General features: G+C 46.5%; 21 protein-coding genes. 11 read left to right on the top strand and 10 right to left on the bottom strand.

The window, feature by feature from the left end:
- Nucleotides 1–122: 122 nt before the first annotated feature.
- On the bottom strand, nucleotides 123–3257 hold the full coding sequence (rne, locus tag EDC16_RS08505; RefSeq protein ID WP_132967394.1) for a ribonuclease E: 3135 nt from the start codon (nucleotides 3255–3257) through the stop codon (nucleotides 123–125).
- Nucleotides 3258–3742: 485 nt separating this feature from the next.
- Between rne and rluC the strand changes: the two genes are divergently transcribed.
- Together rluC and cobB are read left to right on the top strand one after the other, a co-directional pair.
- Nucleotides 3743–4726, top strand: a complete 984-nt coding sequence (gene rluC / locus EDC16_RS08500; RefSeq protein ID WP_208857786.1) for a 23S rRNA pseudouridine(955/2504/2580) synthase RluC — start codon at nucleotides 3743–3745, stop codon at nucleotides 4724–4726.
- 4 nt (nucleotides 4727–4730) lie between these two features.
- Complete coding sequence (gene cobB, locus EDC16_RS08495; RefSeq protein WP_132967392.1) at nucleotides 4731–5465, top strand: Sir2 family NAD+-dependent deacetylase; 735 nt, start codon at nucleotides 4731–4733, stop codon at nucleotides 5463–5465.
- 49 nt (nucleotides 5466–5514) lie between these two features.
- On the opposite strand, the gene thrS is transcribed toward cobB, so the two are convergent.
- The 6 genes from thrS to serC all read right to left on the bottom strand — a co-directional run bounded on the left by thrS (nucleotide 5515) and on the right by serC (nucleotide 13651).
- Complete coding sequence (gene thrS / locus EDC16_RS08490) at nucleotides 5515–7446, bottom strand: threonine--tRNA ligase (protein WP_132967390.1); 1932 nt, start codon at nucleotides 7444–7446, stop codon at nucleotides 5515–5517.
- 292 nt (nucleotides 7447–7738) lie between these two features.
- A complete protein-coding gene (locus tag EDC16_RS08485; protein ID WP_132967388.1) occupies nucleotides 7739–8386 on the bottom strand; it encodes a hypothetical protein in 648 nt (215 codons plus the stop codon).
- A 146-nt stretch (nucleotides 8387–8532) separates the two neighbouring features.
- Entirely contained in the window at nucleotides 8533–9870 is a 1338-nt protein-coding gene (gene argG / locus EDC16_RS08480; RefSeq protein WP_165894227.1) for an argininosuccinate synthase, read from the bottom strand.
- 181 nt (nucleotides 9871–10051) lie between these two features.
- Nucleotides 10052–11359 carry a 3-phosphoshikimate 1-carboxyvinyltransferase gene (gene aroA / locus EDC16_RS08475; RefSeq protein WP_132967384.1) on the bottom strand — a complete coding sequence of 436 codons (1308 nt, stop codon included), beginning with the start codon at nucleotides 11357–11359 and terminating at the stop codon, nucleotides 10052–10054.
- An 81-nt stretch (nucleotides 11360–11440) separates the two neighbouring features.
- On the bottom strand, nucleotides 11441–12538 hold the full coding sequence (gene hisC, locus EDC16_RS08470; RefSeq protein WP_132967382.1) for a histidinol-phosphate transaminase: 1098 nt from the start codon (nucleotides 12536–12538) through the stop codon (nucleotides 11441–11443).
- A gap of 21 nt (nucleotides 12539–12559) precedes the next feature.
- The gene (serC, locus tag EDC16_RS08465) at nucleotides 12560–13651 is read right to left on the bottom strand and encodes a 3-phosphoserine/phosphohydroxythreonine transaminase (RefSeq protein WP_132967380.1); all 1092 of its coding nucleotides are present in this window, start codon (nucleotides 13649–13651) and stop codon (nucleotides 12560–12562) included.
- 188 nt (nucleotides 13652–13839) lie between these two features.
- Between serC and EDC16_RS08460 the strand changes: the two genes are divergently transcribed.
- Nucleotides 13840–14169 carry a DUF496 family protein gene (locus EDC16_RS08460; RefSeq protein ID WP_132967378.1) on the top strand — a complete coding sequence of 110 codons (330 nt, stop codon included), beginning with the start codon at nucleotides 13840–13842 and terminating at the stop codon, nucleotides 14167–14169.
- 56 nt (nucleotides 14170–14225) lie between these two features.
- On the opposite strand, the gene EDC16_RS08455 is transcribed toward EDC16_RS08460, so the two are convergent.
- On the bottom strand, nucleotides 14226–15128 hold the full coding sequence (locus EDC16_RS08455) for a mechanosensitive ion channel family protein (protein WP_132967377.1): 903 nt from the start codon (nucleotides 15126–15128) through the stop codon (nucleotides 14226–14228).
- 187 nt (nucleotides 15129–15315) lie between these two features.
- Between EDC16_RS08455 and tehB the strand changes: the two genes are divergently transcribed.
- Nucleotides 15316–16179, top strand: coding sequence for an SAM-dependent methyltransferase TehB (tehB, locus tag EDC16_RS08450; protein WP_132967375.1), 864 nt, complete (start codon nucleotides 15316–15318; stop codon nucleotides 16177–16179).
- Between the two features lie 63 nt (nucleotides 16180–16242).
- On the opposite strand, the gene pyrD is transcribed toward tehB, so the two are convergent.
- Nucleotides 16243–17262: a quinone-dependent dihydroorotate dehydrogenase gene (gene pyrD, locus EDC16_RS08445; RefSeq protein ID WP_132967372.1), complete on the bottom strand. Its 1020-nt coding sequence runs from the start codon at nucleotides 17260–17262 to the stop codon at nucleotides 16243–16245.
- 103 nt (nucleotides 17263–17365) lie between these two features.
- Entirely contained in the window at nucleotides 17366–19975 is a 2610-nt protein-coding gene (gene pepN / locus EDC16_RS08440; RefSeq protein ID WP_132967370.1) for an aminopeptidase N, read from the bottom strand.
- Between the two features lie 200 nt (nucleotides 19976–20175).
- Between pepN and purE the strand changes: the two genes are divergently transcribed.
- The 7 genes from purE to EDC16_RS08405 all read left to right on the top strand — a co-directional run bounded on the left by purE (nucleotide 20176) and on the right by EDC16_RS08405 (nucleotide 26229).
- Complete coding sequence (gene purE / locus EDC16_RS08435) at nucleotides 20176–20667, top strand: 5-(carboxyamino)imidazole ribonucleotide mutase (RefSeq protein WP_132967368.1); 492 nt, start codon at nucleotides 20176–20178, stop codon at nucleotides 20665–20667.
- A 10-nt stretch (nucleotides 20668–20677) separates the two neighbouring features.
- Nucleotides 20678–21757 (top strand): 5-(carboxyamino)imidazole ribonucleotide synthase, encoded by a 1080-nt coding sequence (purK, locus tag EDC16_RS08430; RefSeq protein ID WP_132967366.1) that lies wholly within the window; start codon nucleotides 20678–20680, stop codon nucleotides 21755–21757.
- Between the two features lie 93 nt (nucleotides 21758–21850).
- Nucleotides 21851–23041 carry an amino acid aminotransferase gene (locus EDC16_RS08425; protein WP_132967363.1) on the top strand — a complete coding sequence of 397 codons (1191 nt, stop codon included), beginning with the start codon at nucleotides 21851–21853 and terminating at the stop codon, nucleotides 23039–23041.
- A gap of 121 nt (nucleotides 23042–23162) precedes the next feature.
- Nucleotides 23163–23504 carry a type II toxin-antitoxin system RelE/ParE family toxin gene (locus EDC16_RS08420; RefSeq protein ID WP_132967361.1) on the top strand — a complete coding sequence of 114 codons (342 nt, stop codon included), beginning with the start codon at nucleotides 23163–23165 and terminating at the stop codon, nucleotides 23502–23504.
- Nucleotides 23488–23787, top strand: coding sequence for a helix-turn-helix domain-containing protein (locus tag EDC16_RS08415; RefSeq protein ID WP_198362720.1), 300 nt, complete (start codon nucleotides 23488–23490; stop codon nucleotides 23785–23787). The genes EDC16_RS08420 and EDC16_RS08415 overlap by 17 nt, the downstream gene beginning before the upstream one ends.
- Before the next feature lie 64 nt (nucleotides 23788–23851).
- On the top strand, nucleotides 23852–25321 hold the full coding sequence (gene cls, locus EDC16_RS08410; RefSeq protein ID WP_132967359.1) for a cardiolipin synthase: 1470 nt from the start codon (nucleotides 23852–23854) through the stop codon (nucleotides 25319–25321).
- Between the two features lie 113 nt (nucleotides 25322–25434).
- Entirely contained in the window at nucleotides 25435–26229 is a 795-nt protein-coding gene (locus EDC16_RS08405; protein WP_416069064.1) for an ABC transporter ATP-binding protein, read from the top strand.
- Nucleotides 26230–26241 lie beyond the last annotated feature (12 nt).

Below are 26241 nucleotides of genomic sequence, written 5' to 3'. Positions count from 1 at the left end.
ATTATTACGCTATTTTTTACTGCCAAAGCTAAAAGAGCGGTTCTGATTTTTCAACTGTCCAGAAAAAAACCTCTATCTGCATAACAGATAGAGGTTGTATGGTGTTAGACAACCCGCCTTAATTAGTCATTTTTGGCTTGGGTCGGCGCTGCAAAAACATGGCTGCTCGCACTGCTGTATCCGGCTGCGCCTTTACCATGGAAATGGTAGCGCGATTCTTGCCATTGCACGATTTCAAACGCCGGTTGTGCAGCAAAAGAAGGGGCTTGCGCCATTGCCGAACGAGTATGTGTCACTTTCGAATAAGTACCGAAAAGCACTTGTGCAACAGGCTCCGATGCTGAAACAGTTTGCTGAGCTTCTACAGTTACTTCTGCCAATTGAGCCACGACAGGTGCAACCGGTTTGAACTCTCGCTCCGCTTCGGCTTCAGCTTCTGCGATAGAGGCCTTAATTTTCTTCTCGACCGATTCATTAGCTGCCTGAGTAACAAAACCTAGCGGCTGTGCGCTTTTTTCACTATCAACAAGCAAAGATACTGCCGGTGTGCTTAACACCTCGACCGCACTTTTTTCTGGTTTTGTTTGCTCTGGTTTTATTTCTTCGACTTTCGCTTGCTGCTCTTGTTGTAACAGCGTCTCTACCGGCACAAAAGGAGCGCTGCTTTCATCACGGAGTAAACCATGAGCGTCTTGTGCTTTGCTCACATATTGCATATCAACCCACACTTTACCGCTTGCCAATTCAGGCGAAGCAACCGCTGCAAATAACGGCATTGCCGCAACCTGTGTAGTTGTGCTTGGGCTTTGACGGCGGCGGCGTTGGCTGCCGGTGCGCAAATGGCGAGGTAAACGGCGACGACGTGAATTGCGTTGACGCAACTCTTCTTTTACTTCCGATGTATCTTCTGCCAACTCCAATGCTTCAATATTGCTATCTACAGCGACTGAATCCAGCGATAGATCGCGCTCTGGCGCTGTGGCTACCAACGGCGTGACCGCACTTTCAATAGCAGGTTCAATAACCGAAGCTTGTTCAGAATCCGCTTGATCCGCTGCGGCTTGCTCAACATCTGCGTTTAGACGCACTTTTTTACGCAAGTTACGACGCTCACGACGAACTGCTGCCGGTTGCTCGGCACTTTCACCCAATGCTTTGGATTTTTCCGCTAAATCCGCACTTTCAAGCGCTTCGCTAGTCGTAACATCATTGCGTTTACGGTTAGAACGCTTACGATCATTGCGGTTATTTTTAACTGCATTATCGCTGCTTTCCGCCACCTCTTTCTCATTGTTGCGCTCATTGTTACGTTTTGCGGCACTATCCGATTTATTCTCGGTTTTGCTTAAGCGTTCATTGGCTGGGCGATCACTATTACTGTTATCACGCTCGCTACGATCATTGCGACGACGATTACGATTTTGATTATTACGACGATCACCATTGCGTTCATTGTTGCGACGACGTGGGGCTTTCTCATCTGTTTTTTCCTGAGTTTCAGGCTCAGCTTCAGCGACGAATAACCCTTTTAGCTTGGTAAACAAACGGCTGAGTAACGATGCTTGCGGTGCAGGAGCGACCACTTCTGCCACCGGCATCGGTGCTGCGGTCGGCATATTCAACTCGCCGGCAGCGGCTTTTTCCAACACTGATTCCACCGTCACCACCGCACTGTCTGCCGGCTGGCTGCGCGTCAACAAGTTTTCTTCACTGTTGTAAGCATTACCATTATCGTCGTCTTGCGCGTGGTATTTGCTTAAATTGTAGCTTAAGGTATTGCTGATTTCGCCATCACGCAAACGGAACACCGAAAAGTGCGGTGTCTCCATCTGCTCATTCGGCACCACAATCACTTCAACATCGTGGCGTTTTTCAATGCTGTAAATTGCTTTGCGTTTTTCATTCAGCAAATAAGAGGCGATTTCCACCGGCACAATGGTATGCACCCGTGAGGTATTTTCTTTTAACGCTTCTTCTTCCAACAAACGCAAAATCGACAACGACAACGATTCGTTATCACGCACTTTACCGGTGCCTTGACAGCGTGGACAAATGTGATGCGAGGATTCGCCTAATGATGGACTCAGACGCTGGCGTGACATTTCCAATAAACCGAAACGCGAAATACGGCTGATTTGAATCCGAGCGCGATCTTGACGAACCGCATCACGCATGCGGTTTTCCACTTCACGCTGGTGACGAATCGGGGTCATGTCAATGAAGTCGATGACGATCAAACCACCTAAATCACGCAAGCGTAATTGACGTGCAATTTCGTCTGCCGCCTCCAAATTGGTATTAAGTGCGGTCTCTTCGATGTCGCCACCGCGTGTTGCCCGCGCCGAGTTGATGTCGATTGCGGTCAAGGCTTCGGTCACATCAATGACAATTGAACCACCGGACGGCAAGCGCACTTCGCGCTGAAATGCCGATTCGATTTGTGATTCAATTTGATAGTGGCTGAACAATGGCACTTCGCCTTGATATAGCTTGATACGATTGATGAAATCCGGACGTACCAGCTTGATGTGCGCTTTGGCTTTTTCGTACACTTTGGCGCTGTCGATCAGAATTTCGCCGATATCACGACGCAAATAGTCACGGATCGCCCGTACAATCACATCACTTTCTTGATGGATCAAAAACGGTGCGGCACGAGACTCAGACGCCTGTTTAATCGCATCCCAATGGTGCAGCAGCACTTTCAAATCCCACTGCAACTCTTCCTGCGATTTGCCGACACCGGCGGTGCGCACGATCAAACCGACACCATCCGGTACGTCTAATGAACTCAACGCATCTTTCAGCTCTTGTCTTTCGTCGCCTTCGATACGGCGCGAAATACCGCCGGCACGCGGATTATTCGGCATAATCACCAAATAACTACCGGCCAACGAAATAAAGGTCGTCAACGCCGCACCTTTGTTGCCACGCTCTTCCTTGCTGACTTGAACAATAACTTCTTGTCCTTCCTTCAGCACATCACGAATATTTGGCCGACCTTGAAAGGAGTAACCTTGCGGGAAATATTCACGGGCAATCTCTTTCAGTGGCAGGAAACCGTGGCGGTCAGTGCCGTAATCGACAAACGCCGCTTCCAGGCTAGGTTCAACCCGGGTGATTTTTCCTTTGTAAATATTGGCTTTTTTCTGTTCGTGCCCCGGACTTTCAATATCCAAGTCGAACAAACGCTGTCCATCAACCAGCGCAACACGCAACTCTTCTTTTTGAGTTGCATTAATTAACATTCTTTTCATTGTTGTTGATACTCAATTATTTGCTTAATTCTCAAACGGATAACTTGCGTACTGGGCTTTATCATCGACCTTGTGTCTGTCTGCTACAGTCAATCTCACGACTGTCTATGCTCAGGTGCATTGATGATATTACTAATGCCAAAATCATTTAATTAGTAAAAACAAAATACTATGGTTTATATTTTGCAAGCGGACGAACGTTATCCATCATGACAACCGCAGATTGAAATGTCTTACACTGATTGTTGCATTCATCGGCGGCCAGATGCCGTCAAACGGCAAATTCTTTTTTCAATTTTAATTTATGTCAGAGGATTGCTATGCCCCCACACACAATAAAAGCGTGTCATTATTTCATTTTATAGGGCGGGTTGGCAAGGTGAGATAAGATAAATTTGTAACAAAATCACATTTCTTCTGCTATTCCTGCTACTTTTCTCTATAATAAACCGCAAATTCAAGTGAAAGGATAATATTGCTGCATTATGACCATTCAACAACCTAAAACTAACAGCATGCAAGCAAGCGTGCGTTTTCAAACAATCGATGCCGATCAAGCCGGACAACGGATTGACAACTACCTGCTCAGCCAGTTGAAAGGGGTGCCTAAAAGCATGATCTACCGGATTATCCGCAAGGGCGAAGTGCGGGTCAATAAAGGACGGATAAAAGCGGAATATAAGCTGCAAGCCAATGATATCGTGCGGATTCCACCGGTGAAAATCGCTGAGAAAGAACAAGCCCCCCTTTCTAACAAGCTGCATCAAGTCGCACAACTGGAACAGCAAATTCTGTTTGAGGACGATGTATTATTGGTACTCAACAAACCGTCCGGCATGGCAGTACACGGCGGCAGCGGGCTAAGTTTCGGCGTGATCGAAGCCTTGCGCAGCCTGCGTCCTGAAGCTCGTTTTCTTGAATTGGTTCACCGTTTGGATCGCGACACCTCCGGCATTTTGCTGGTTGCCAAAAAACGCTCGGCTTTACGCCATCTGCATCAACAATTGCGCGACAAAACCATTCAAAAAGAGTATCTGGCGCTGGTGCGCGGACAGTGGCAATCCCACTGCAAAGTGATTAATGCCCCGCTCAATAAAAACGAATTGGCGAGCGGCGAGCGGATTGTGCGCGTCAGCGAACAAGGCAAACCGTCGGAAACCCGTTTCAGCGTGGAAGAACGTTACGGCGAACAAGCAACCTTGATTAAAGCCATGCCGATCACCGGCCGCACCCATCAAATTCGGGTACACAGCCAATACGCCGGCCATCCGATTGCCCTCGACAGCAAATATGGCGATCAGGATTTCGATCAAAAAATGCAGGCACTGGGCTTAAACCGTTTATTCCTGCACGCTTATGCGATTCGCTTTGAACACCCAAAAAGCGGCGAAACCCTACGCCTGAGCGCCGAACTGGACAACAGCATGAAAGGCATTTTGCGCCAGTTACGCGAACAAAAACAGGCATAATCCGATGACAAACCGCACTTTTACCCCCAAAGTCGTGGTGCTGACCGGTGCCGGCATTTCTGCCGAATCCGGAATCCGCACTTTTCGTGCCAGTGATGGTTTATGGGAAGAACACCGTATCGAAGACGTTGCCACGCCTGAGGGTTTTCAACGCAATCCCGAACTCGTGCAGCGCTTTTACAATCAACGCCGTCAACAATTGCAACAAAGCGAAATTCAACCAAATGCTGCACATTATGCATTAGCCGAATTGGAGCAAAAATTGGCGGGGAATTTATTATTAATCACGCAAAATGTGGACAATTTGCACGAACGTGCCGGCAGCAAAAATTTGATCCATATGCACGGTGAATTACTCAAAGTGCGGTGTCAACACTGCGCCAGCATCTATCCATGGCAGCAGGACATCACCACAAGCGATCATTGCGCAAAGTGCGGTGGCAGCTTGCGTCCACACATTGTTTGGTTTGGCGAAATGCCGTTTGAAATGCAACGGATTTACCAAGCGCTGCAACAGTGCGATTATTTTATCGCCATCGGCACCAGTGGCAATGTCTATCCCGCCGCCGGCTTTGTCGAAGAAGCCAATTTTGCCAATGCCACCACCGTTGAATTGAATCTCGAACCCGGCAAAGGTCGCTCGGCTTTTAAACAGGCTTATTATGGTGCGGCAACCGAAGTCGTGCCGGAATATTGTCGGAGATTATCAGCCAGATTTGACCGCGTCGATAGGGAATAGCTTCATAAAAAAGGCAAGTCCAACTTGCCTTTTTCCTATCTAAGAAAGATTACTCTTCGTTCAACAACTTCAATTCCCGTTGATAAACTTGTGTTTTTAAGATTTGCACAAATTCATCGACATCGATTGAGCCAAGATCTTGTCCCTTGCGGGTGCGGACAGCGACTTTGCCGGCTTCGATCTCTTTGTCGCCGCAAACCAACATATACGGCACACGGCGTAGGGTGTGTTCGCGAATTTTAAAGCCGATTTTTTCGTTGCGTAGATCGGATTTCACTCGTAAACCGGCATCAGACAGTTTTTTCACCACTTGTTGTACATAATCCGCTTGCGAATCGGTGATGTTCATCACCACCGCTTGCACCGGCGCCAACCACGCCGGGAAGAAACCGGCATATTCTTCGGTGATAATCCCGATGAAACGTTCGATTGAACCCAAAATTGCACGGTGGATCATCACCGGTACACGACGGTCATTGTCTTCCGCCACATACGAGGCGTTTAAACGTCCCGGTAAGGCGAAGTCTAACTGAATCGTACCGCACTGCCATTCGCGATCCAGACAGTCACGCAGCGCAAACTCAATTTTTGGTCCGTAAAATGCGCCTTCGCCTTCTTGCACTTCATACTCCAAGCCGTTGTGTTTCAACGCATTGGCTAAACCTTCCTCGGCTTTATCCCAAATTTCATCGGAGCCGATACGCGAATCCGGACGGGTCGACAGTTTGACCTGAATATCAGTGAAGCCAAAGGTGCTGTAAATATCATACACCATGCGGATACAAGCCGTCACTTCGCTTTCCACTTGATCTTCGGTACAGAAAATATGCGCATCGTCTTGAGTGAAACCACGCACCCGCATTAAGCCGTGCAGCGAGCCGGACGGTTCGTTACGGTGGCAAGAACCGAATTCCGCCATACGCAACGGCAGATCACGGTAAGACTTCAAACCTTGATTGAAGATCTGCACATGCCCCGGGCAGTTCATCGGTTTGATCGCATATTCACGGTTTTCTGATTGGGTGGTGAACATCAAGTCTGCGTAATTTTGCCAGTGACCGGTTTTTTCCCACAACACGCGATCCATCATAAATGGACCTTTCACTTCTTGATAATCGTATTGTTTTAATTTGGTGCGTACAAAGGTTTCCAACTCACGGAAAATCGTCCAACCGTCATTGTGCCAGAACACCATGCCCGGTGCTTCTTCTTGCATATGATATAGATCCAGCGCTTTGCCGATTTTGCGGTGATCGCGTTTTGCCGCTTCTTCCAAACGTTGCAAGTAAGCCGCCAGTTGTTTTTTGTCTGCCCAGGCAGTGCCATAAATCCGTTGCAGCATTTTGTTGTCGCTGTTGCCACGCCAATAAGCGCCCGCCACTTTTTGCAATTTGAAATGGTGGCAGAATCTCATGTTCGGTACATGCGGCCCACGGCACATATCTACATATTCTTGGTGGTGATACAACGCCGGTGTTGCCGCTTTGTCGATATTTTCATCTAAAATCGCCAGTTTATACACTTCCCCGCGCGCTTTAAACGTGTCATAAGCCTGTTGCCAGCTCACCACTTTTTTGACCACCTCGTAATCGGTTTTCGCCAGCTCCTGCATTCTTTTTTCCAATGCGTCTAAATCCTCTTGGGTCAAAGAGCGGTCTAGATCAACATCATAATAAAAGCCGTTGTCAATGGTCGGTCCGATTGCCATTTTCACGCTCGGAAACAGTTGCTTGATCGCATGTCCCAATAAATGGGCACACGAGTGACGGATAATTTCCAGACCGTCTTCATCTTTGGCGGTGATAATTTCCAGTTTGCTGTCTTGGCTGATTAGATCACAAGCGTCTTTACGTTCACCGTTGACACGCCCTGCAATGGTTGCTTTGGCAAGACCTGCACCAATATCTTGGGCAACGTCTAATACGGAAACCGGATGGTCGAACTGACGTTGTGAACCGTCAGGTAAAGTAATAATTGGCATAAAAAATCCTTGTACAGTGGTAACCCATACGCAAGGTTACTTGTTGTTTTAAAGTGATAGAAATAAGAATAATATGCTTTTTCGCACCTACTCTGTGCAAAAAAACGAGCCATATCTTAGCACGAAAAAAGCAGAATTTAAGCTTTATTTGTTGATTGATAATATCGGAAATATTGTTTGATGAGTTGAATGAATGAGTGGATTATTTAACAAGCTGCCACCAATAGCACAAGTGACAAACTTGCGCCATTGGTGAGTGCTATTTTAGTATAGTGTTATTGAAAACCCTCCATCAGAGATTTACTTTCCAGCCTTCATTAGTCAAAATCAAAATACTTGTTTTATTCAGCTCGGATTCTGTTAGCTTGGCTCGAGGATAAATTTGCTCAAATGTCGGGGAAGTCGCCCAATCGGCAAGATCTTTAATCGTAATGCGGTAATTGACCTGCGAAGCCTTGACACCGCCTTGCTCACCCGGCTCGGTAAAATTAACGATTTGCTCCACAACCGCTCTTCCGCTACACAGTTTTCGACTTGAAGAGAAAGCATTTGACTCCTCAACTAGATAAGGTTTGATTTTATCTGTTTCAGAATAAACTACGACCTTTTCCTCAGTCGGTTCACCCCACATTCTTTTCAAAGCAAGCATTTTATTTTCTTTAGTAAAAAATTCTAACGATTCTAAAAAATCGGCTTGCTGAATTTCAGCGCCGCTCTGAATACCCCGATCCAATAATACAACATCACCGATTTTTAATGCTGAGTCATCAGCCGGTTGCACGTTTGCAGTCGGTAGAGTAATACAAACCACTTTTTGCGTATCTAAGGCTTCTTGAATCGCTTTGCTGAAATTTTCTTTATTCGCATCTTTAACATCGTTGCAAGCGGATAATACGAATACCGAACTTAATAGTGGAAAAACCCAAGATTTTTTAAACATAAAGACTCCGTTAATAAATGACAGTTAAAATCCCTCCCATTCAAAAAAAAAACGGTTTTTTGTCAACTATATTTTTAAATTTTTATCAAAAAAAAACCGCACTTCAATAAAGTGCGGTTAGTGTGATTTAATGGTTTAACCGGAAATCAGTCTTTTTTGCCCAATTGCGGTAATACCGAATCTTTGCCGGCAATCAATAAGCCACTTTCGGTATAAATTCCCAATTTGGCGCGGGTATCAATGATGTCCAGATTGCGCATCGTCAATTGACCAATCCGATCCGCCGGGCTGAACGGGGCATTTTCCACTTTTTCCATGCTCAAACGTTCCGCTTGGTAGGTCAAATTTGGCGAAACGGTATTCAAAATTGAATAGTCATTACCACGGCGCAGTTCCAATGTCACTTCACCGGTGACCGCTCTTGCCACCCAGCGTTGTGCAGTTTCACGCAGCATTAACGCTTGCGGATCAAACCAGCGACCTTGATATAACAAACGTCCTAAACGCAAACCGTTGATGCGGTATTGCTCAATCGTGTCTTCGTTGTGAATGCCACTGACTAAACGTTCGTAGGCAATGTGCAACAGTGCCATGCCCGGCGCTTCATAGATGCCACGGCTCTTGGCTTCGATAATCCGGTTTTCGATTTGATCGCTCATACCCAAACCGTGGCGACCACCGATACGGTTGGCTTCCAAGAACAATTCAACCGGATCAGTATATTCTTTGCCGTTCAACGCCACCGGCACGCCCTCTTCAAAGCGCACCGTCACTTCTTCTGCTTTGACCGTGACATTTTCATCCCAGAACGCCACGCCCATGATCGGTTTGACGATACGGATTCCGGTATTCAAAAATTCCAAATCTTTGGCTTCATGGGTGGCGCCCAGCATATTGGAGTCGGTGGAATAGGCTTTTTCCACTGACATTTTGTAGTTGAAACCGTTGGCAATCAAGAATTCAGACATCTCATGACGGCCACCTAGTTCATCGATAAATTGTTGATCCAGCCATGGTTTGTAAATTTTCAAATTCGGGTTGGTCAGCAAGCCGTAGCGGTAGAAGCGCTCAATATCGTTACCTTTAAAGGTGCTGCCGTCACCCCAGATGTTCACGTCATCTTCTTTCATTGCCGCCACCAACATGGTGCCGGTCACCGCCCGTCCCAACGGGGTGGTGTTGAAATAGGTCACGCCGCCGGTTGAAATGTGGAACGCCCCGCATTGAATCGCCGCAATCCCTTCGTGTGCCAGTTGGGTGCGGCAGTCAATCAAGCGTGCATCTTCTGCGCCATATTCTTTGGCTTTGCGCGGAATGGCATTGTAGTCGTCTTCGTCAGGTTGCCCTAAATTGGCGGTGTACGCATAGGGCACTGCGCCTTTTTGCCGCATCCATAGCAAGGCAGCGCTGGTGTCTAAGCCGCCGGAAAATGCGATACCGACTTTTTGACCTAACGGAAGATTTTCAAGAATTGTCGCAGACATAATAATTCCTATTTTTTGATAATCGTTGAGATGATGTTGTGCTGAACGGATAAATCCTGTTTATGCGGTTGAACATTATGCGGTAAATCCTATTTTTTGTCCATCAATAAAATAAAAATTCAATTAAATGAATAAATAGTCAATATTTACCGCTAATATGAATAAATATAATGCTTAACCCTTATTGCAACAGGGCTAAAAATTCGTCAAAAAAGCCTGGGAAAGTTTTCGCTGTACACCCCGGATCCAGAATTGTCACTGAGGTATCAGAAAGCGCCACCAGTGCAAAACACATCGCCATGCGATGATCGTTGTAGGTTGCGATTTCAGCGTGCTTAAATTGGTTCAAGAGCAACGGTTGAATTCGCAGGTAATCCTCGCCTTCCTCCACTTCCGCACCGACTTTACGCAACTCAGTTGCCATTGCCGTTAAGCGATCGGTTTCTTTCACCCGCCAGTTGTAAATATTGCGGATCACGGTTTCGCCCTGTGCAAAAAGTGCGGTGGTGGCAATCGTCATTGCGGCATCGGGAATGTGATTCATATCCATATCCACACCGTGCAATTCGCCCTGCTCCGCTTCGATAAAGCTGTCGCCCCAGGTGATTTTCGCTCCCATTTTTTGCAACACGTCGGCAAACAGGCGATCGCCTTGAATGCTGTTTTTGCCAATACCGGTGACCCGCACTTTGCCTTTAATTGCCCCGGCTGCCAAAAAATAAGAGGCAGATGACGCATCGCCTTCCACCAAGTAATCCCCTGGTGCTTGATACTGCTGCTGCCCTTTTACCTTGAAAGTGCGGTAGTCTTGGTTGTCCACCTGCACGCCAAAAATCGACATCATATTCAGGGTGATGTCGATATAGGGTTTCGACACCAACTCGCCGATAATCTCGATCTCGGTACCCGCCTCTGCCAGCGGTGCCGCCATTAAAAGTGCGGTCAAAAACTGGCTCGACACTGAGCCGTCGATCCGCACTTTGCCGCCTTTCAAGCCACTATTGCGGATTGCTAATGGCGGATAACCGTCATTTTCCAGATAATCGATTTCCGCTCCGGCTTGGCGCAACGCATCGACCAGATGTTTGATCGGGCGTTCTTTCATACGTGGTTCGCCAGTCAACACGATTTCACCCGCCTCGGCTTTGCTATGGCGTAAACATAACGCTGCCGCCAGCGGGCGCATTGCGGTGCCGGCATTGCCTAAAAACAGTGACAAACCGTCCTTCAGACAAAACGCTCCGCCCAATCCGGTCACTTCACATTCAGTTTTATCCGCAGAAAGCCGATAGCTTACGCCAAGCTGCTTCAGCGCGTTCAACATATGGCGTACATCGTCACTGTCCAGCAAATTGGTGACATTGGTCGTGCCGTTTGCCAAAGCTGCCAGCAACAACGCACGGTTGGATAAACTTTTTGAGCCGGGTAGATTAATCGTGCCTTCGACACGGGCGATCGGGTTTAAGGTGATTGAAGTTGGTTGTTGCATAGATTACTCATCAAGGATATTTAGCCAAACTAGGAACGGATTAACTATCCGCCCCTGCAATATTTATCAGTATGTTAGATGTTACAACCCTAAAATCAAACTCAACGCATCAATAAAGCGTTGGTTTTCTTCCGGTAAACCAATGCTGATCCGCAAGTGATTCGGTAAGCCGTAACCGACAATCGGGCGCACAATCACGCCGTTTTCCAGTAGTTTTTGATAAATCAGAGCGGCAGGTTGTTTCAAGTCTAAGGTGATAAAATTGCCTTTAGACGGAATATACTGCAAGCCTTTTTGTTGAAAAAAGGTTTCCAATTGGCGCAGACCTTGGCGGTTGTTGTCCGCCACTTTTTCGATAAAGGCATCATCATTAACCACTGCCACTGCCGCCGCCAACGCCAAGCTGTTGCAGTTGAACGGTTGGCGCACGCGGTTGCACAAGTCCGCCACTTCTGGCGAGGACACCATATAACCGATACGCAAACCTGCCAAACCGTAAGCTTTGGATAAAGTGCGGCACACCACTAAATTTTGGTATTTTTGCAAGAGATTAAATGACGGTACTCGTTCATGCACTGAGGTAAATTCAGTATACGCCTCGTCTAAAATCACCAAAATATTCGCCGGCACTTGTGCTAAAAACGCTTCGATTTGCTCGGCAGTTAAAAAAGTACCGGTCGGATTGTTCGGATTGGCAAGATAAATCACTTTGGTTTTTTCGCTGATCGCCGCCAAAAAGCCGTTCAAATCATGCCCGTAATCTTTTGCCGGCACCACCACTGCTTTGGCGTTGATCGCTTGCGAAACCAATGGATACACAATAAAGGTATATTGCGAAAAAATCACTTCATCATTGGCATTTAAAAACGTGTGTGCGGTGATTTCCAACAGATCGTTCGAGCCGTTGCCCAAGGTAATTTGTTCCGGCTTTAAACCAAATTTTTGCGCAATCGTCTGCTTCAATTCAAAACCGTTGGCATCGGGATAGCGGGTCAAATTATCTAATTGGCGGCTGATCGCTTGTTTGGCGCTCTCCGGAAAACCAAACGGATTTTCGTTTGAAGCCAGTTTCACAATGCTGCTAATCCCCAGTTCGCGCTCCAACTCCTCAATCGGTTTGCCTGCCTGATACGGCGACAACTGGCGCACCCCCGGATTGGCGATATCGATAAATTTCATGGTCTTTTCTATTCTCTATTTTTATGAATTTTGGTTTGCTTGCGCAAACCGCTGCATAAAGGCAATTAACGCCTCAACGCCCTCAAGCGGCATTGCATTGTAAATTGAAGCTCGCATGCCGCCGACAATTCGATGCCCTTTCAGCGCTTGCAAACCGCACTTTGTTGCCTCTGCCACAAATTTTGCGTTCAATTCGTCATCGCTACAGGTAAACGTCACATTCATCAAAGAGCGGTTGGCGACGGCGACAGTATTGCGGTAAAAATCGCTTTGATCGAGATAGGCATACAACTTTTCCGCTTTGGCACGGTTACGGCTTTCCATGGCGTTTAAACCGCCGTTATCCAACAACCATTGGAACACCAACGAGCAGAGATACCAGGCAAAGGTCGGCGGGGTGTTAAACATCGAGTCGTTGTCACGCAAAACCTGATAATTCCAAATTGACGGCGTATTGGCACGCGCTTTGCCGATTAGGTCGTCACGCACAATTAAAATCACGATGCCGGAAGGCCCCATGTTTTTTTGAGCGCCGGCATAAATCACCCCAAATTTGCTGACATTAATCGGGCGGGAAAGGATATTCGACGACATATCCGCCACCAATACTGCATCACCAACATTCGGCACTTCAAAGATTTCTACGCCGCTGATGGTTTCGTTCGGGCAGTAATGCACATAATCGTATTGCGTGGCAACTTCGCTGAAATCCAGCTGTTCTACGCCGACAATTCCATTTTTTTCTGCGCCAATCGTCACTTCGTCAATCTCACCGAACAAGCGTGCTTCTTTCGCTGCCGCTGCTGACCAATAACCGCTGTTCAAATACAGCGCTTTGCCGTTCTCATCCAATAAATTCATCGGCACAGCCGCAAATTGCCCGCGTGCGCCGCCTTGGGCAAACAACACTTGGTAGTTATCCGGAATCGCCAACAACTCACGCAATTGTTGAATCGAGCGCTCCGCCAATGCCATAAAGTGTTTACCGCGATGACTGACTTCCATCACCGAGGTTTGCAGCCCTTCCCAATTCAACAGCTCTTGCTGTGCTTGTGCTAATACCGCCTGTGGCATCATCGCCGGACCGGCACTAAAGTTAAATACCTTTGACATGCTTTCCTCTTAATTGACCCAATAAAATAAATATCGCTTAGTTTTATCATTCCGCTCTACGCTTATCAATCGCTTTATTTGATTTCCCACCATTTTTATTATCCAAAACGTGATCGAAGCCTTTGACGACCCCGATTAAAAAGGATAAATTAGAGAAAGTCATCAATAATCAACCAGTGAGTATAAAAATGGAACCTGTAAATAAGCAATGCTTTCAAGATGTTTTGGAGTATGTCAGCTTGTCTCGTCAAAAAAATAAATTGAAACGTGATATGATCGATATCGAACGTAAAATTCGCGACAATCAAAAACGTGTGCTGTTGTTGGATAACCTCAATCAATACATCAACGATGAAATGAGCGTCAGTGATATCCGCACCATTATTTCCAGTATGCGCGATGATTACGAAGACCGCATCGACGACTACATTATCCGTAATGCTGAAAATTCTAAACAACGTCGCGAAATCAGCAAAAAGCTTTCAGACCAAGCCAAAGCGCGTCAAGCGAAGAAATAAGTTTGGGCATAAACTAAGTGCGGTTCAACACCGCACTTGATTTTTTGTTGCTATAATTAATTGACTTTTTTCTCAATCCCGACCACTAAATCCTGATCCAGATGTACGTTTAGCTGGTTAAACGGAATCGCAATACCGGCTCTGTCGAACTCCAGCTTCACTTTTTCGGTAATCGCAAAATAGACACCCCAATAATCGGCGGTTCTTGCCCACGGGCGCACAAACAACTGCACACTGTTTGATGCCAGTGAACCCACCACAATCGTCGGCTCCGGATTTCGTAATATACGCGATTCTTGTGCCAGACAATCTGCGATAATCTGCTTTGCGGCGGTGATATCGCTGCTGTAATCAATATCGAAGATAAAATCAACTCGGCGGGTTTCGTTGGTTGAATAGTTGGTGATACTGTCACCAAACACTTTGCCGTTCGGCACCAACACTGTTTTGTTATCTCCGGTTCTCAGTTCAACCACCAATAAACCGATTTGATTCACCACGCCGGCAACACCGCCGGCTTCAATATAATCACCTTTACGAAACGGTTTAAACACCAAAATCATCACCCCTGCAGCGAAATTTTGCAAAGAGTTTTGCAACGCCAAACCAATAGCCAAGCCTGCCGCCCCAATCAACGCCACCAAAGAACTAGTGTTAATGCCCAGCTGCGACAATGCTGCAATAACTACGATCAGCAAAAACAGAAAATAGCTGATCGAGCTGACAAATCCCTGCAACATCTCGTCTTTACTGGAGCGCAACACTGCTTTGCCCAGCAGACCGCTCAAAAAACGCGCCACCGATTTACCGATGAAATAGATTGCAATCGCGAGTAAAATCTTAGTGCCGTAAGGGATAATCCATTGGTTTAACACGGTATTAAAATCCAATTGCTGAATCTGCTTCAGCACCTCTACGGTTTGTGCCTGAAGATCAACCGTTGTGGTTTCTGCTGCCATAAAAACTCCTTTTGTAAAATAAATGTGTGTTGGATAAATAAATCGACGAATTCTAACATTATGCTAAATTGATGAACAGTATAGCGTTAAACCCGACTAAATTTGTCGGAAATTATTGCCAGTCGTGCAATTTTTCTTTAAAATCCAATTAAACAATATTTTAAATATATCTTAAGGAGCGCAATTTATGCACACACAACTTATCGCTTACAAAAAAATGCCGGTTTGGACTACCGATACCCTGCCACAAATGTTCCGAGAAATGCACAATACCAAAGTCGGCACTTGGGCAAAAGTGACGATTCTTGCCGGTTCATTGCAATATTTTGAACTGGACGAAGTCGGCAATGTGACGGCGACTCATGTATTTGATGTCGAAAATCAAGCACCGTTTGTCGAGCCGCAACAGTGGCATCGGGTTGCACCACTTTCCGATGACTTGCAATGCTATCTGGAATTTTATTGCCTGCCGCAGGATTACGCCGCCAAAAAATACAATATGACCCAAACCCACTCTGAAGTGATCAATGCTGCCAAGCAGATTGCGCCGTGCAAAGCGCTGGATTTAGGCTGCGGACAAGGACGAAATTCGCTGTTTTTGGGCATTCAAGGATTTGAGGTGGACGCTTGGGATCACAACCCGACCAGCATTGCATTTTTGGATTCGCTTATCGAAAAAGAAAAATCTGACAATATCAAAACCGCACTTTACGACATTAACCAAGCGGCAATTCAAGACAATTACGATTTTATTCTCTCCACCGTGGTGCTGATGTTCCTGCAACGGGAGCGCATTCCGGCCATTATCGCCAATATGCAGCAACACACCAATCCGGGCGGTTACAACCTGATTGTTGCCGCAATGTCTACCGAGGATATGCCTTGCCCGATGCCGTTCTCTTTCACCTTTGCCGAAAACGAACTGAAAAATTATTACCACGATTGGGAACTACTCAAATACACCGAAGCCCCGGGCGAACTGCACAAAACCGACGCCAACGGCAATCGGATTAAACTGAAGTTCGTCACGATGTTGGCGAAGAAAGTTTAACGCAATAAACAAAATTGGGTTCGCAGCAAAATACGAACCCAATTTTTTCACCTTTTAATCACTCTACTTAATCCCTTCTACCAACGATTTAACCAAGTGCGGTCCGTGATAGATCAAACCGGAATACAATTGCAACAATTCCGCACCGGCAGTGATTTTTTGCTCTGCGCTGGCCACGGAATCAATCCCGCCACTGCCGATAATTGGAACTTCGCCTTTTAGTTCTTGGTGTAAACGAGTGATGATTTGGGTGCTGAGATGTTGCAACGGTTTACCGCTTAAACCGCCCTGTTGCTCAGCGTTGGCTATGCCCTGCACACTATCACGCGAAAGCGTGGTGTTGGTGGCAATTACACCGTCCATTTCATGCCGACGCAACGTGTCAGCGATCTGCACCAGTTCGGCTTCGGTTTGATCCGGCGCAATTTTGACCACAATCGGCACATATTTATTATAATAATCCGCCAGCGCTTTCTGCCGCAGTTTAATACCTTGCAGCAAATCGTCCAGCGCTTCGCCATATTGTAACTGACGCAACCCCGGCGAATTCGGTGATGAGATATTGATCGTAATATAACCGGCATGGTTATACACTTTGTTCAGACAATAAATATAATCGCCTTTGCCGTTTTCGACCGAAGTGGTGCTGTTTTTGCCGATATTGATCCCAATCACGCCGTCATAGTTCGCTTTTTTGACATTCTCAACCAGATAATCCACGCCACGATTATTAAAACCGTTACGGTTGATAATCCCTTCAGCCTCTAACAAACGAAACTGACGCGGTTTCGGGTTGCCGTCTTGCGCCAACGGTGTCACGGTACCGACTTCGATAAAACCGAAACCCAGTGCGCCGAAACCGTCAATTGCATCACCATTTTTATCCGCACCGGCAGCTAAACCAATCGGGTTTTTAAAGCGGATCCCCATGCAGGTTTTCGGCGTACCTTGCGGACATCGAAGTGCGGTCTGTAGCAAGTATTTTGCCGGAGTTTTACCGATCATGCCCAGTGTTTTCAAGGTAACATTATGTGCCTGCTCGGCATCCAGTGAAAACAAGCCTTTTTTGATGAAAGAATACATATTATCCAGCCTATATTTTAATTGCACACAATATTAATCAAACTAGCGTGCCAATATTACTCCAATTATGCCAAACCACTTAACTGAAAATACCAAAAAACCGTCAATCCAGCGCTTTTTCGATTTTTTCAAATAGATCCTTCGACAGATCTTCAATTTTCGCCAACCGTTCCAAGCCGCGTTTCATCAGGGTTTGACGTTGTGCATCGTAGCGTCCTAATCGAATCAGCGGCTCAATTAAACGCGAAGCAATTTGCGGATTGCTGCGGTTTAACTTAATCAGCACTTCGACCAAAAAGCGGTAGCCTGAGCCATCAATCGCATGGAAAGCATTCGGGTTTTGGTTGGCAAAACTGCCGACCAGCGCACGTAGGCGGTTCGGATTATTAAAATTAAAACTTGGATGATCCATCAGCTTCGTCACTTGTTGCAACACATCTTCGTCCGGACGGGTCGCTTGCAACGCAAACCATTTATCCATCACTAATCCGTCATGCGCCCATTTGTGTTCAAAATCCGTCAATAAATTATCGCGACACGGCAAGGCGGCACTACTCGCTGCCGCCAGTGCGGCAAGCGTGTCGGTCATATTGTTAGCATGCAGATAATGCGTATTAACCAACGCATTGCCAAATTCCGTCACCGCCAGATAGCTCAAACAGACATTGCGCAGGCTGCGTAAGGCAATGTCCTGCCGTTCAATACGGTATTCAGGCAGATCGATCCGATGATAAATTTTCAGCGACAGTGCTTTCAAATGTTCGGCAATGCTTTTCTGCAAGAATTTACGCACCTGATGGATACCGCTCGGGTCGATCACTTTAAACTGCTCGGCAAACTCTGTCTCTTTCGGCAAGGTCAACATCAGTGCAGTCAATTCCACATCTTGTTGATATTGCTCCAGGATGGAATGGAAAGTATCCAATAATAATGGGCTGACTTGCATCTGTTCGCCGTTTTGTTGGCGTTGCAGATTTTGCCGCAACTCATTCGACAGCAGCATTTGGGCAGCGTCCCAACGGATAAAATCATTTTTAGCATGACGCAATAAAAGCAGCAGTTGTTGATCAGTGTAAGCATAATCCAGTTTTACCGGTGCAGAGAAATCACACAACAACGCTGGAGTAGGTCTTGCATAAATATGATGAAATTCAAAGGTTTGATGATTTTGCATTATATCCAACACATTGCTGACCAAGCCAGTTTCGCTTTGCAACTCCTGTTGTTTGCCTTGCGGATCATACAACTCGATTTTCAACGGAATATGCAGATTAATTTTATCCAATTGATCGTGGGTTGGGGCTGTCAGCTGCGACACATGCAGACGATAAATATGGTTACGCTCGTCATACTCGTCGCTGATCGTCAATTCCGGCGTACCGGATTGGCTGTACCAACGGCGGAACAGGGTCAAATCCACACCGGATGCCCGTTCCATAGCCGACACAAAATTTTCACAGGTTGCCGCTTTGCCGTCATTTTCGGCAATATACAATTTCATGCCTTGCTGAAACCGCTCTTCGCCCAACAATGTATGCAGCATGCGGATCACCTCCGAACCTTTTTCATACACGGTGACGGTATAGAAATTATTCATTTCAATCACCTTTTCCGGACGAATCGGGTGCGCCATCGGGCCGGCATCTTCAGCAAATTGTACCGTGCGTAGAATTTTAACGTTGTTGATCCGTTGCACCGCTCTTGAACCCGTATCAGAGGAGAACTCTTGATCGCGGAACACGGTCAAGCCTTCTTTTAAACTGAGTTGGAACCAATCACGGCAAGTCACACGATTGCCGGTCCAATTGTGAAAATATTCGTGAGCGATCACCGCTTCCACATTATGATAGTCTTCATCCGTCGCCGTTGCCGGATTTGCCAACACAAACTTGGAATTGAACACGTTCAAACCCTTGTTTTCCATTGCGCCCATATTGAAGAAATCAACGGCAACGATCATATAAATATCTAAATCGTATTCCAGATCAAACCGCTCTTCGTCCCATTTCATTGATTTTTTCAGGCTCTGCATCGCCCAATCGGCGCGGTTCAGATTGCCTTTATCCACATACAGTTCCAATGCCACTTCGCGACCGCTTTTGGTGATAAAACGGTCTTGCAGCAGATCAAAATCCCCCGCAACCAATGCAAACAGATAGCTCGGTTTCGGAAATGGATCTTGCCATTCAACCCAATGACGCCCGTCAAGCATATCGCCGGTGGCGATGCGGTTGCCGTTGGACAATAAAAACGGATATTGGGTTTTATCGGCAGTAATCCGCGTGGTATAGCGTGCCAACACATCAGGGCGATCCAACATATAGGTGATTTGACGAAAGCCCTCCGCTTCGCACTGGGTGCAAAAACCATCGCCAGATTGATATAAACCTTGCAACGAGGTATTTTCCGCCGGTTTTAAAAGCGTTTCGATTTCCAGTTCAAAATGCTCCAGATTCAAGCCGCTAAGATTCAATTGCAGCGATTCCGCATCTTGCTGGTAAGCCGTAAACGGCTGTCCGTTTAATTTAATCGAAGCAAACTGAAAACTGTGTCCGTCCAACCGCAGCTGCTGTGCCTCAGGGTTCAAACGCGCAATTTGCGATTTGCTGATAACGCGGGTATGTTGGGGATCCAATTGAAAATCAAGAAAAATATCAGTGACGGTATAATCCGGTTTTTTGTAATCTTTTCTGTATTTTGCTTTTGCTGACATGGCCTGCTCCGTGGATTTGCTCAGTTTCTTTTAGGCCGTAAGAATAGAATTTTCTCCGTCAAGTTGCAATCGAATCCCCGTTATCCGATTAAAAAAGATAAAATATTTTATCAACATGCCGTACAAGGCTTAATTTCTATTGAAATCATGCTATTCTTACAGCACTTTTCAAATGCCAAACAGAGGAAATTATCAGCTTTATGTCTGCCAAAATCGCCATCGTAATGGGGTCGCAAAGTGATTGGTCAACCATGATCGAAGCCGCCAATGTATTGGATCAACTGCAAGTACCTCACCATGTGGAAATCGTCTCTGCCCACCGCACGCCAGATAAATTGTTCAGTTTTGCCGAACAAGCGTCAAACAACGGTTATCAGGTGATTATTGCCGGTGCCGGCGGTGCTGCACATCTACCGGGTATGATCGCTGCCAAAACCCTTGTACCGGTGTTGGGTGTGCCGGTGAAAAGTGCGGTATTGAGCGGAATCGACAGCTTATATTCCATCGTGCAAATGCCGAAAGGCATTCCGGTCGGCACCTTGGCGATCGGCGCCGCAGGCGCTGCCAATGCCGCTTTATTGGCGGCGCAGATTTTAGCCAATCACGATACCGCACTTGCACAACGCTTACAGCAATTTCGTACGCAACAGACCCAAACGGTATTAGATAATCCCGATCCCCGTTTGCTATAAGGAAAGCGCCATGCAAAAAAGTGCCATTTATCCCCCGGTTTATGTGTTAGGCAACGGACAATTGGGACGGATGTTGCGGTATGCCGGCGCCCCGTTGGATATTGGGGTGCAGCCGTTAGACTTTGCCGCTCCGTTGTTTGAAATTGAACCTGACGCCATCATCACCGCTGAAATCGAGCGCTGGCAAACCACCCCGCTCACCACCGCCCTGGCTTCCCACCCAAACTTTATTAATCGCAATGTATTCGGCTTATTGGCAGATCGCTATTCACAAAAATCACTATTGGACGAATTAAACCTGCCGACTTCGCCATGGCAACAATTGGATTCTGAGGCGCAATGGGCACAGATTTTTCAACAAATTGGGGAGAAACTGGTAGTGAAACGCCGCACCGGCGGTTATGACGGGCGTGGGCAATGGATTGTGACTGCTGATAATCCCGAGGTGATCACTGACGATCTGTTCGGTGAAGTGATCGCCGAAGCCTTTATTCCATTCGACTATGAAATTTCACTGGTCGGTGCGCGCTTTGCCGACGGCGCAACCCGCTTCTACCCCGTCACCTACAATCTGCAACAAAACGGTATTTTACGTTACAGCGTGCAGTTAGGCGCAGACCGCACTTTGCAGGCGCCAGCCGAAGCTATGCTCAGCGCCATTATGCACAAGCTGGATTATGTCGGGGTGATGGCGATGGAGTGCTTTGTGGTCGGTGATAAATTGCTGATTAACGAACTGGCGCCACGGGTGCACAACAGCGGACACTGGACACAGCTCGGTTGTTCGATCAGCCAATTTGAATTGCACTTGCGCGCCCTGCTCAACTTGCCGACACCGCAGTTGGGCATTTTTATGCCGAGCGTGATGATCAATCTGATTGGCACGGAGCACCATCCACAGTGGTTAAATCTGCCGTTCAGCCAACTGCATTGGTACGGCAAAGAAGTGCGGTCGGGGCGCAAAGTCGGGCATATCAATTTCGCGCATCCGGACAAAACCGTATTAATCGACTGCCTACAACGCTTAGCAACGTTATTGCCACCAGACTATCAATCAGGGCTGGAATGGGCGATTGAGAAATTAAGATGATTTTGCTTCTTTAGGATTGTTATCTGCGCTGAAAATCAGTATAAATAAAGACTTCATTTTATAATAACATTCACAACATCAAAGGAACTCACTATGTTTGAAAAAATCCAAGCCGCACCGGCGGATCCGATTTTAGGTTTAGGCGAAGCGTTTAAATCCGAAACCCGCAGCAACAAAATCAACTTGGGTATCGGCGTGTACAAAGATGCCAACGGCTTAACGCCCATCGTAAAAGCGGTGAAAGAGGCAGAAAAACGCCTATTGGAAAGCGAAAACAGCAAAAATTACCTGACTATTGATGGCGTCGCCGCCTATAACCAATTCACCCAAGCATTGTTATTCGGCGCAAACAGCGAAATCGTCAATAGCAAACGTGCCAAAACCGCACAAAGTCTGGGCGGAACCGGCGCATTGCGTGTCGCAGCGGAATTTATCAAACGCCAAACCAACGCCCAAAACGTGTGGATCAGCGCCCCGACTTGGCCAAACCACAATGCGATCTTCAACGCAGTCGGCATCACCATCCGTAACTACCGTTACTATAATGAAGAGACCCGTGCTTTAGATTGGGATAACATGATCGCCGATCTCAGCAACGCTGGCGAAGGCGATGTGGTATTGCTGCACGGTTGCTGCCATAACCCAACCGGGATCGACCCGACTCCGGCACAATGGCAACAATTAGCCGAAATATCGGTGAAAAACGGTTGGTTGCCGCTGTTTGACTTCGCCTATCAAGGTTTAGCCAACGGTTTGGACGAAGATGCGCAAGGCTTGCGTGCCTTTGCCGCAAACCACAAAGAATTACTGGTTGCCAGCTCGTTCTCGAAAAACTTCGGTTTATACAATGAACGGGTCGGTGCATTTACGCTGGTAGCTGCCGATCAAGCCACCGCCGAAACCGCTTTCAGCCAAGTGAAATCGATTATCCGCACCCTATATTCCAACCCATCTTCGCATGGTGCAAGTGCGGTAGCTCTGGTATTGGGCGATGCAGAATTGAAAGCCAACTGGATTGCAGAACTTGCCGAAATGCGCGAACGCATTAAAACCATGCGCCAAAAATTCGTCGATCTACTGAAAGAATACGGCGCTGAACAAGATTTTTCATTCATAATCGAACAAAATGGCATGTTCTCGTTCAGCGGCCTCAGCCCGGAACAAGTGGATCGTCTGAAAGACGAATTCGCCATTTACGCCGTGCGCTCCGGTCGCATCAACGTCGCCGGCATCACCGAAGACAATATTCATTATCTGTGTGAAAGTATTGTTAAAGTGCTATAAAAAATAGCGTCATTACACCCATAAGCAGATTGCAGTCGTGTAATCTGCTTTTTTGTTATCATATTTGACTACTTTTTATGTTTTAGATATTATCATCATAAATGACTACATATGAGGTACTATGTTTACAGTACTGCTTACCCGACAAGCACAAAAAGAACTAACAGAGTTACCTAAATTATTACAAGTGGCAACATTTCAACTCATTGAGGCTCTTGAACGCAGTGGCAATGAATTACGAGAACCCGTGGTAAGAAACCTCGGTAATGGTTTAAAGGAGCTTCGAGCCACTTCAAAAGAGGGAATTTCACGCAGTTTTTTCTTTTTTACTAAAGGTAAGAATGCGTATATTGTGCATATTATGCAGAAGAAAACCCAAAAGACCCCGAAGAAGACTCTTGAATTAGCCTACAACAGAATGGATAAATTACAAAAGGAGCTGAAAAATGATCAAAGATCCTGAACTTGAATTAGTATCGCTTACCGATGTAAAAAAAACATTGATGAAAGATCCTGAATTTGCTGCTGAATATGATGCACTTGAAGAACGGCGTAAATTAGTTGAAATGCTGAAAGCTGCACGGCTTGAATTGAAACTGACTCAATCCGATATCGCTGAAAAATCAGGTATTAATGTCAAGAATATTAGTCGGTTAGAACGAGGTATCGTTTCACCAACCTTGACCACACTTTCACGTTATGCGCATGCACTTGGCGGTAGTTTAACCTTTCAGCTACAACAATAAAATCGGGGATTTCGCCTTTTTCAATATTTATCTGGTTGTGTCATCATCTAATTTTGGAGCCGCTATGTTGCTACTGACCCTGCATATCTGTCTAGTTGTTGTCTTTTCAATACGAATCTTGCTGCGCGATGATCTGGAAGCGACAAGTCGTTTGGCGTGGTTTGTCATTTTAATTATTTTTCCTTATTTCGGCGCCGGGCTGTATTGGCTGTTTGGGGAGAACAATATTGGTCAAGCAATAAGCAAAAAATACCATGCGATTTTTGACGAAATGCGACGTAACTCGCCGCAACTCATTAGTACAAAACAGCAAAATGAATCTCAAATTGATCTGCCTTATCGGGCGGCTTTCGCGTATGCCACCTCAATTAACGGTTTCCATACGCTGCCCGACAACCGTGCCGAACTGATGCCCGATGCTGACCAAGCCAGAGCACGGCTGCTCAACGATGTCGAACAGGCACAACACAATATTGATATTTTATATTACATCTGGTTGGCAGATCACACCGGTATCAATCTTGCCAATGCCTTGATTCGTGCTGCAAAGCGTGGCGTAACCTGCCGGGTGATGGTCGATGGTTTGGGATCACGGCAGTTTGTTCGCTCCAGTTATTGGCAACAAATGCAAGCTGCCGGCGTGCAACTGGCAATCGCTTTTCCGATTGATCACCCGCTTAAAACCATCATCACCGGTCGTTTAGACTTGCGTAACCACCGCAAAATCACCTTAATTGATAATAAAATAGTCTATTGCGGCAGCCAAAACTGTGCTGATCCGGAATTTCTAGTCAAAGCCCGTTTTGCCCCTTGGGTTGATATTTTACTGCGTTTTGAAGGTGCAGTAGCGCGACAAATGCAGCTTTTATTTACCAGCGACTGGCTAGTAGCGACCGGTAAAACCGCACTTGACGACCTACCAAGCGGTAAAGACAGCATAAGCGATAAAGACAGTATAGCTACGCAAATTTCAACGAACACATCAGGCTTTGCGGCGCAAGTGGTCGGCGATGGCCCGACCGAACGTAAAGACTCCTGCCCACAATTATTCGTCACTCTATTTCACAGTGCTCAACATGAGATCGCCTTGTCAACGCCATATTTTGTGCCGGATCACACTACCATTGAAGCCATTTGTGCCGCTGCTTGGCGAGGCGTAAAAGTCAGTTTAATTTTTCCGCAACGTAACGACTCTTGGGTGGTTTCAGCTGCCAGTCGCAGCCACTACCGTCGATTACTACAAGCCGGTATAGCGATTTATGAATTCAAAAACGGGTTACTGCACGCCAAAACGCTCACCATTGACGGCAAAGTCAGTTATATCGGCTCTACCAATTTGGATCTGCGCAGCTTTAATTTAAATTATGAAAATAATATTCTTCTGCAAGATAGCGAACTCACCGCAGCAATTTACCAACGTCAGCAAGATTATATCGCCCAATCTATTGCCATCACCCAACAACAGGTTGAACAATGGTCTGTATTACGCCGTATTTGGCAAAATATTGTCGCTACTATCGGGCCAATTTTATAATCCCTCACAATCTCCTTCACTTCAAAAAGCGTAAAAACTTTGTCAGTCATACATTGAAAGAGGAATAGTTTTCAATTACAATTGCGACTTTAACTTTCGTGACGGAAAAAATAGTGTTTAAACTGGAGCAAGTTGCTTACCGTATTCCAAGCATCGATATGCCAAGCCAAAAGCGCGGCTACCGCACTTTATTGCAACCGACGGACTTAACCTTTGAAATCGGCAAGGTTTATGGTTTGATCGGCCATAATGGCTCCGGCAAGTCAACGTTAATTAAACTCCTCGCCAATCAACAAGCCTGTAGTAGCGGGAAACTGCTGTTGCAAAATCGTGAAATCAGCCGCTGGGGAAGTCGTGAATTTGCTCGAGAAGTAGCCTATCTGCCGCAACATCTGCCCGCTGCCGCCAATTTAACCGCACGAGAACTGATTCAAATGGGGCGCTATGCCTGGAACGGCTTATTCGGGCGCAATAAACAGAAAGATCACGATGCGGTTGAAAACGCATTAAAACTGACCCACACCGAAGCTTTTGCCGATCAATTGGTGGAAACCCTTTCGGGTGGGGAACGTTCCCGCACTTGGTTGGCTATGTTGTTGGCGCAACAAAGTCGCTTTCTGTTGTTAGACGAACCGCTCGCCGCACTGGATATTGCCCATCAGGTGGAAGTGATGCAGCTCATTCAACAACTGGTACGTCAATTGAATATCGGAGTGGTGATTGTGATTCATGATGTTAATCTTGCAGCGCGCTTTTGTGACCACCTCGTTGCCCTGCACAGTGGCAAGCTGTTAATGCAAGGTGCACCGCAAACCGTGATGACTCAAGCTAATTTACAGGCGATCTACGGCATCGGCTTAAACGTTATTCGCCATCCGGTTTCTGCTGTGCCGGTCGCCTTTTTCTAAGCGGAAACTAAA

It is taken from the genome of Testudinibacter aquarius, from assembly GCF_004342725.1.
GTDB classification, from domain to species: domain Bacteria; phylum Pseudomonadota; class Gammaproteobacteria; order Enterobacterales; family Pasteurellaceae; genus Chelonobacter; species Chelonobacter aquarius.
The sequence above is the reverse complement of the archived record's forward strand: the minus strand, read 5'-3'. Positions and strand labels throughout refer to the sequence as shown.

What these genes read in the sequence shown, in the direction of transcription:
- rne (WP_132967394.1), bottom strand. Translation starts at nt 3,257, where the DNA reads ATGAAAAGAATGTTAATTAATGCAACTCAAAAAGAAGAGTTGCGTGTT.
- rluC (WP_208857786.1), top strand. Translation starts at nt 3,743, where the DNA reads ATGACCATTCAACAACCTAAAACTAACAGCATGCAAGCAAGCGTGCGT.
- cobB (WP_132967392.1), top strand. Translation starts at nt 4,731, where the DNA reads ATGACAAACCGCACTTTTACCCCCAAAGTCGTGGTGCTGACCGGTGCC.
- thrS (WP_132967390.1), bottom strand. Translation starts at nt 7,446, where the DNA reads ATGCCAATTATTACTTTACCTGACGGTTCACAACGTCAGTTCGACCAT.
- EDC16_RS08485 (WP_132967388.1), bottom strand. Translation starts at nt 8,386, where the DNA reads ATGTTTAAAAAATCTTGGGTTTTTCCACTATTAAGTTCGGTATTCGTA.
- argG (WP_165894227.1), bottom strand. Translation starts at nt 9,870, where the DNA reads ATGTCTGCGACAATTCTTGAAAATCTTCCGTTAGGTCAAAAAGTCGGT.
- aroA (WP_132967384.1), bottom strand. Translation starts at nt 11,359, where the DNA reads ATGCAACAACCAACTTCAATCACCTTAAACCCGATCGCCCGTGTCGAA.
- hisC (WP_132967382.1), bottom strand. Translation starts at nt 12,538, where the DNA reads ATGAAATTTATCGATATCGCCAATCCGGGGGTGCGCCAGTTGTCGCCG.
- serC (WP_132967380.1), bottom strand. Translation starts at nt 13,651, where the DNA reads ATGTCAAAGGTATTTAACTTTAGTGCCGGTCCGGCGATGATGCCACAG.
- EDC16_RS08460 (WP_132967378.1), top strand. Translation starts at nt 13,840, where the DNA reads ATGGAACCTGTAAATAAGCAATGCTTTCAAGATGTTTTGGAGTATGTC.
- EDC16_RS08455 (WP_132967377.1), bottom strand. Translation starts at nt 15,128, where the DNA reads ATGGCAGCAGAAACCACAACGGTTGATCTTCAGGCACAAACCGTAGAG.
- tehB (WP_132967375.1), top strand. Translation starts at nt 15,316, where the DNA reads ATGCACACACAACTTATCGCTTACAAAAAAATGCCGGTTTGGACTACC.
- pyrD (WP_132967372.1), bottom strand. Translation starts at nt 17,262, where the DNA reads ATGTATTCTTTCATCAAAAAAGGCTTGTTTTCACTGGATGCCGAGCAG.
- pepN (WP_132967370.1), bottom strand. Translation starts at nt 19,975, where the DNA reads ATGTCAGCAAAAGCAAAATACAGAAAAGATTACAAAAAACCGGATTAT.
- purE (WP_132967368.1), top strand. Translation starts at nt 20,176, where the DNA reads ATGTCTGCCAAAATCGCCATCGTAATGGGGTCGCAAAGTGATTGGTCA.
- purK (WP_132967366.1), top strand. Translation starts at nt 20,678, where the DNA reads ATGCAAAAAAGTGCCATTTATCCCCCGGTTTATGTGTTAGGCAACGGA.
- EDC16_RS08425 (WP_132967363.1), top strand. Translation starts at nt 21,851, where the DNA reads ATGTTTGAAAAAATCCAAGCCGCACCGGCGGATCCGATTTTAGGTTTA.
- EDC16_RS08420 (WP_132967361.1), top strand. Translation starts at nt 23,163, where the DNA reads ATGTTTACAGTACTGCTTACCCGACAAGCACAAAAAGAACTAACAGAG.
- EDC16_RS08415 (WP_198362720.1), top strand. Translation starts at nt 23,488, where the DNA reads ATGATCAAAGATCCTGAACTTGAATTAGTATCGCTTACCGATGTAAAA.
- cls (WP_132967359.1), top strand. Translation starts at nt 23,852, where the DNA reads ATGTTGCTACTGACCCTGCATATCTGTCTAGTTGTTGTCTTTTCAATA.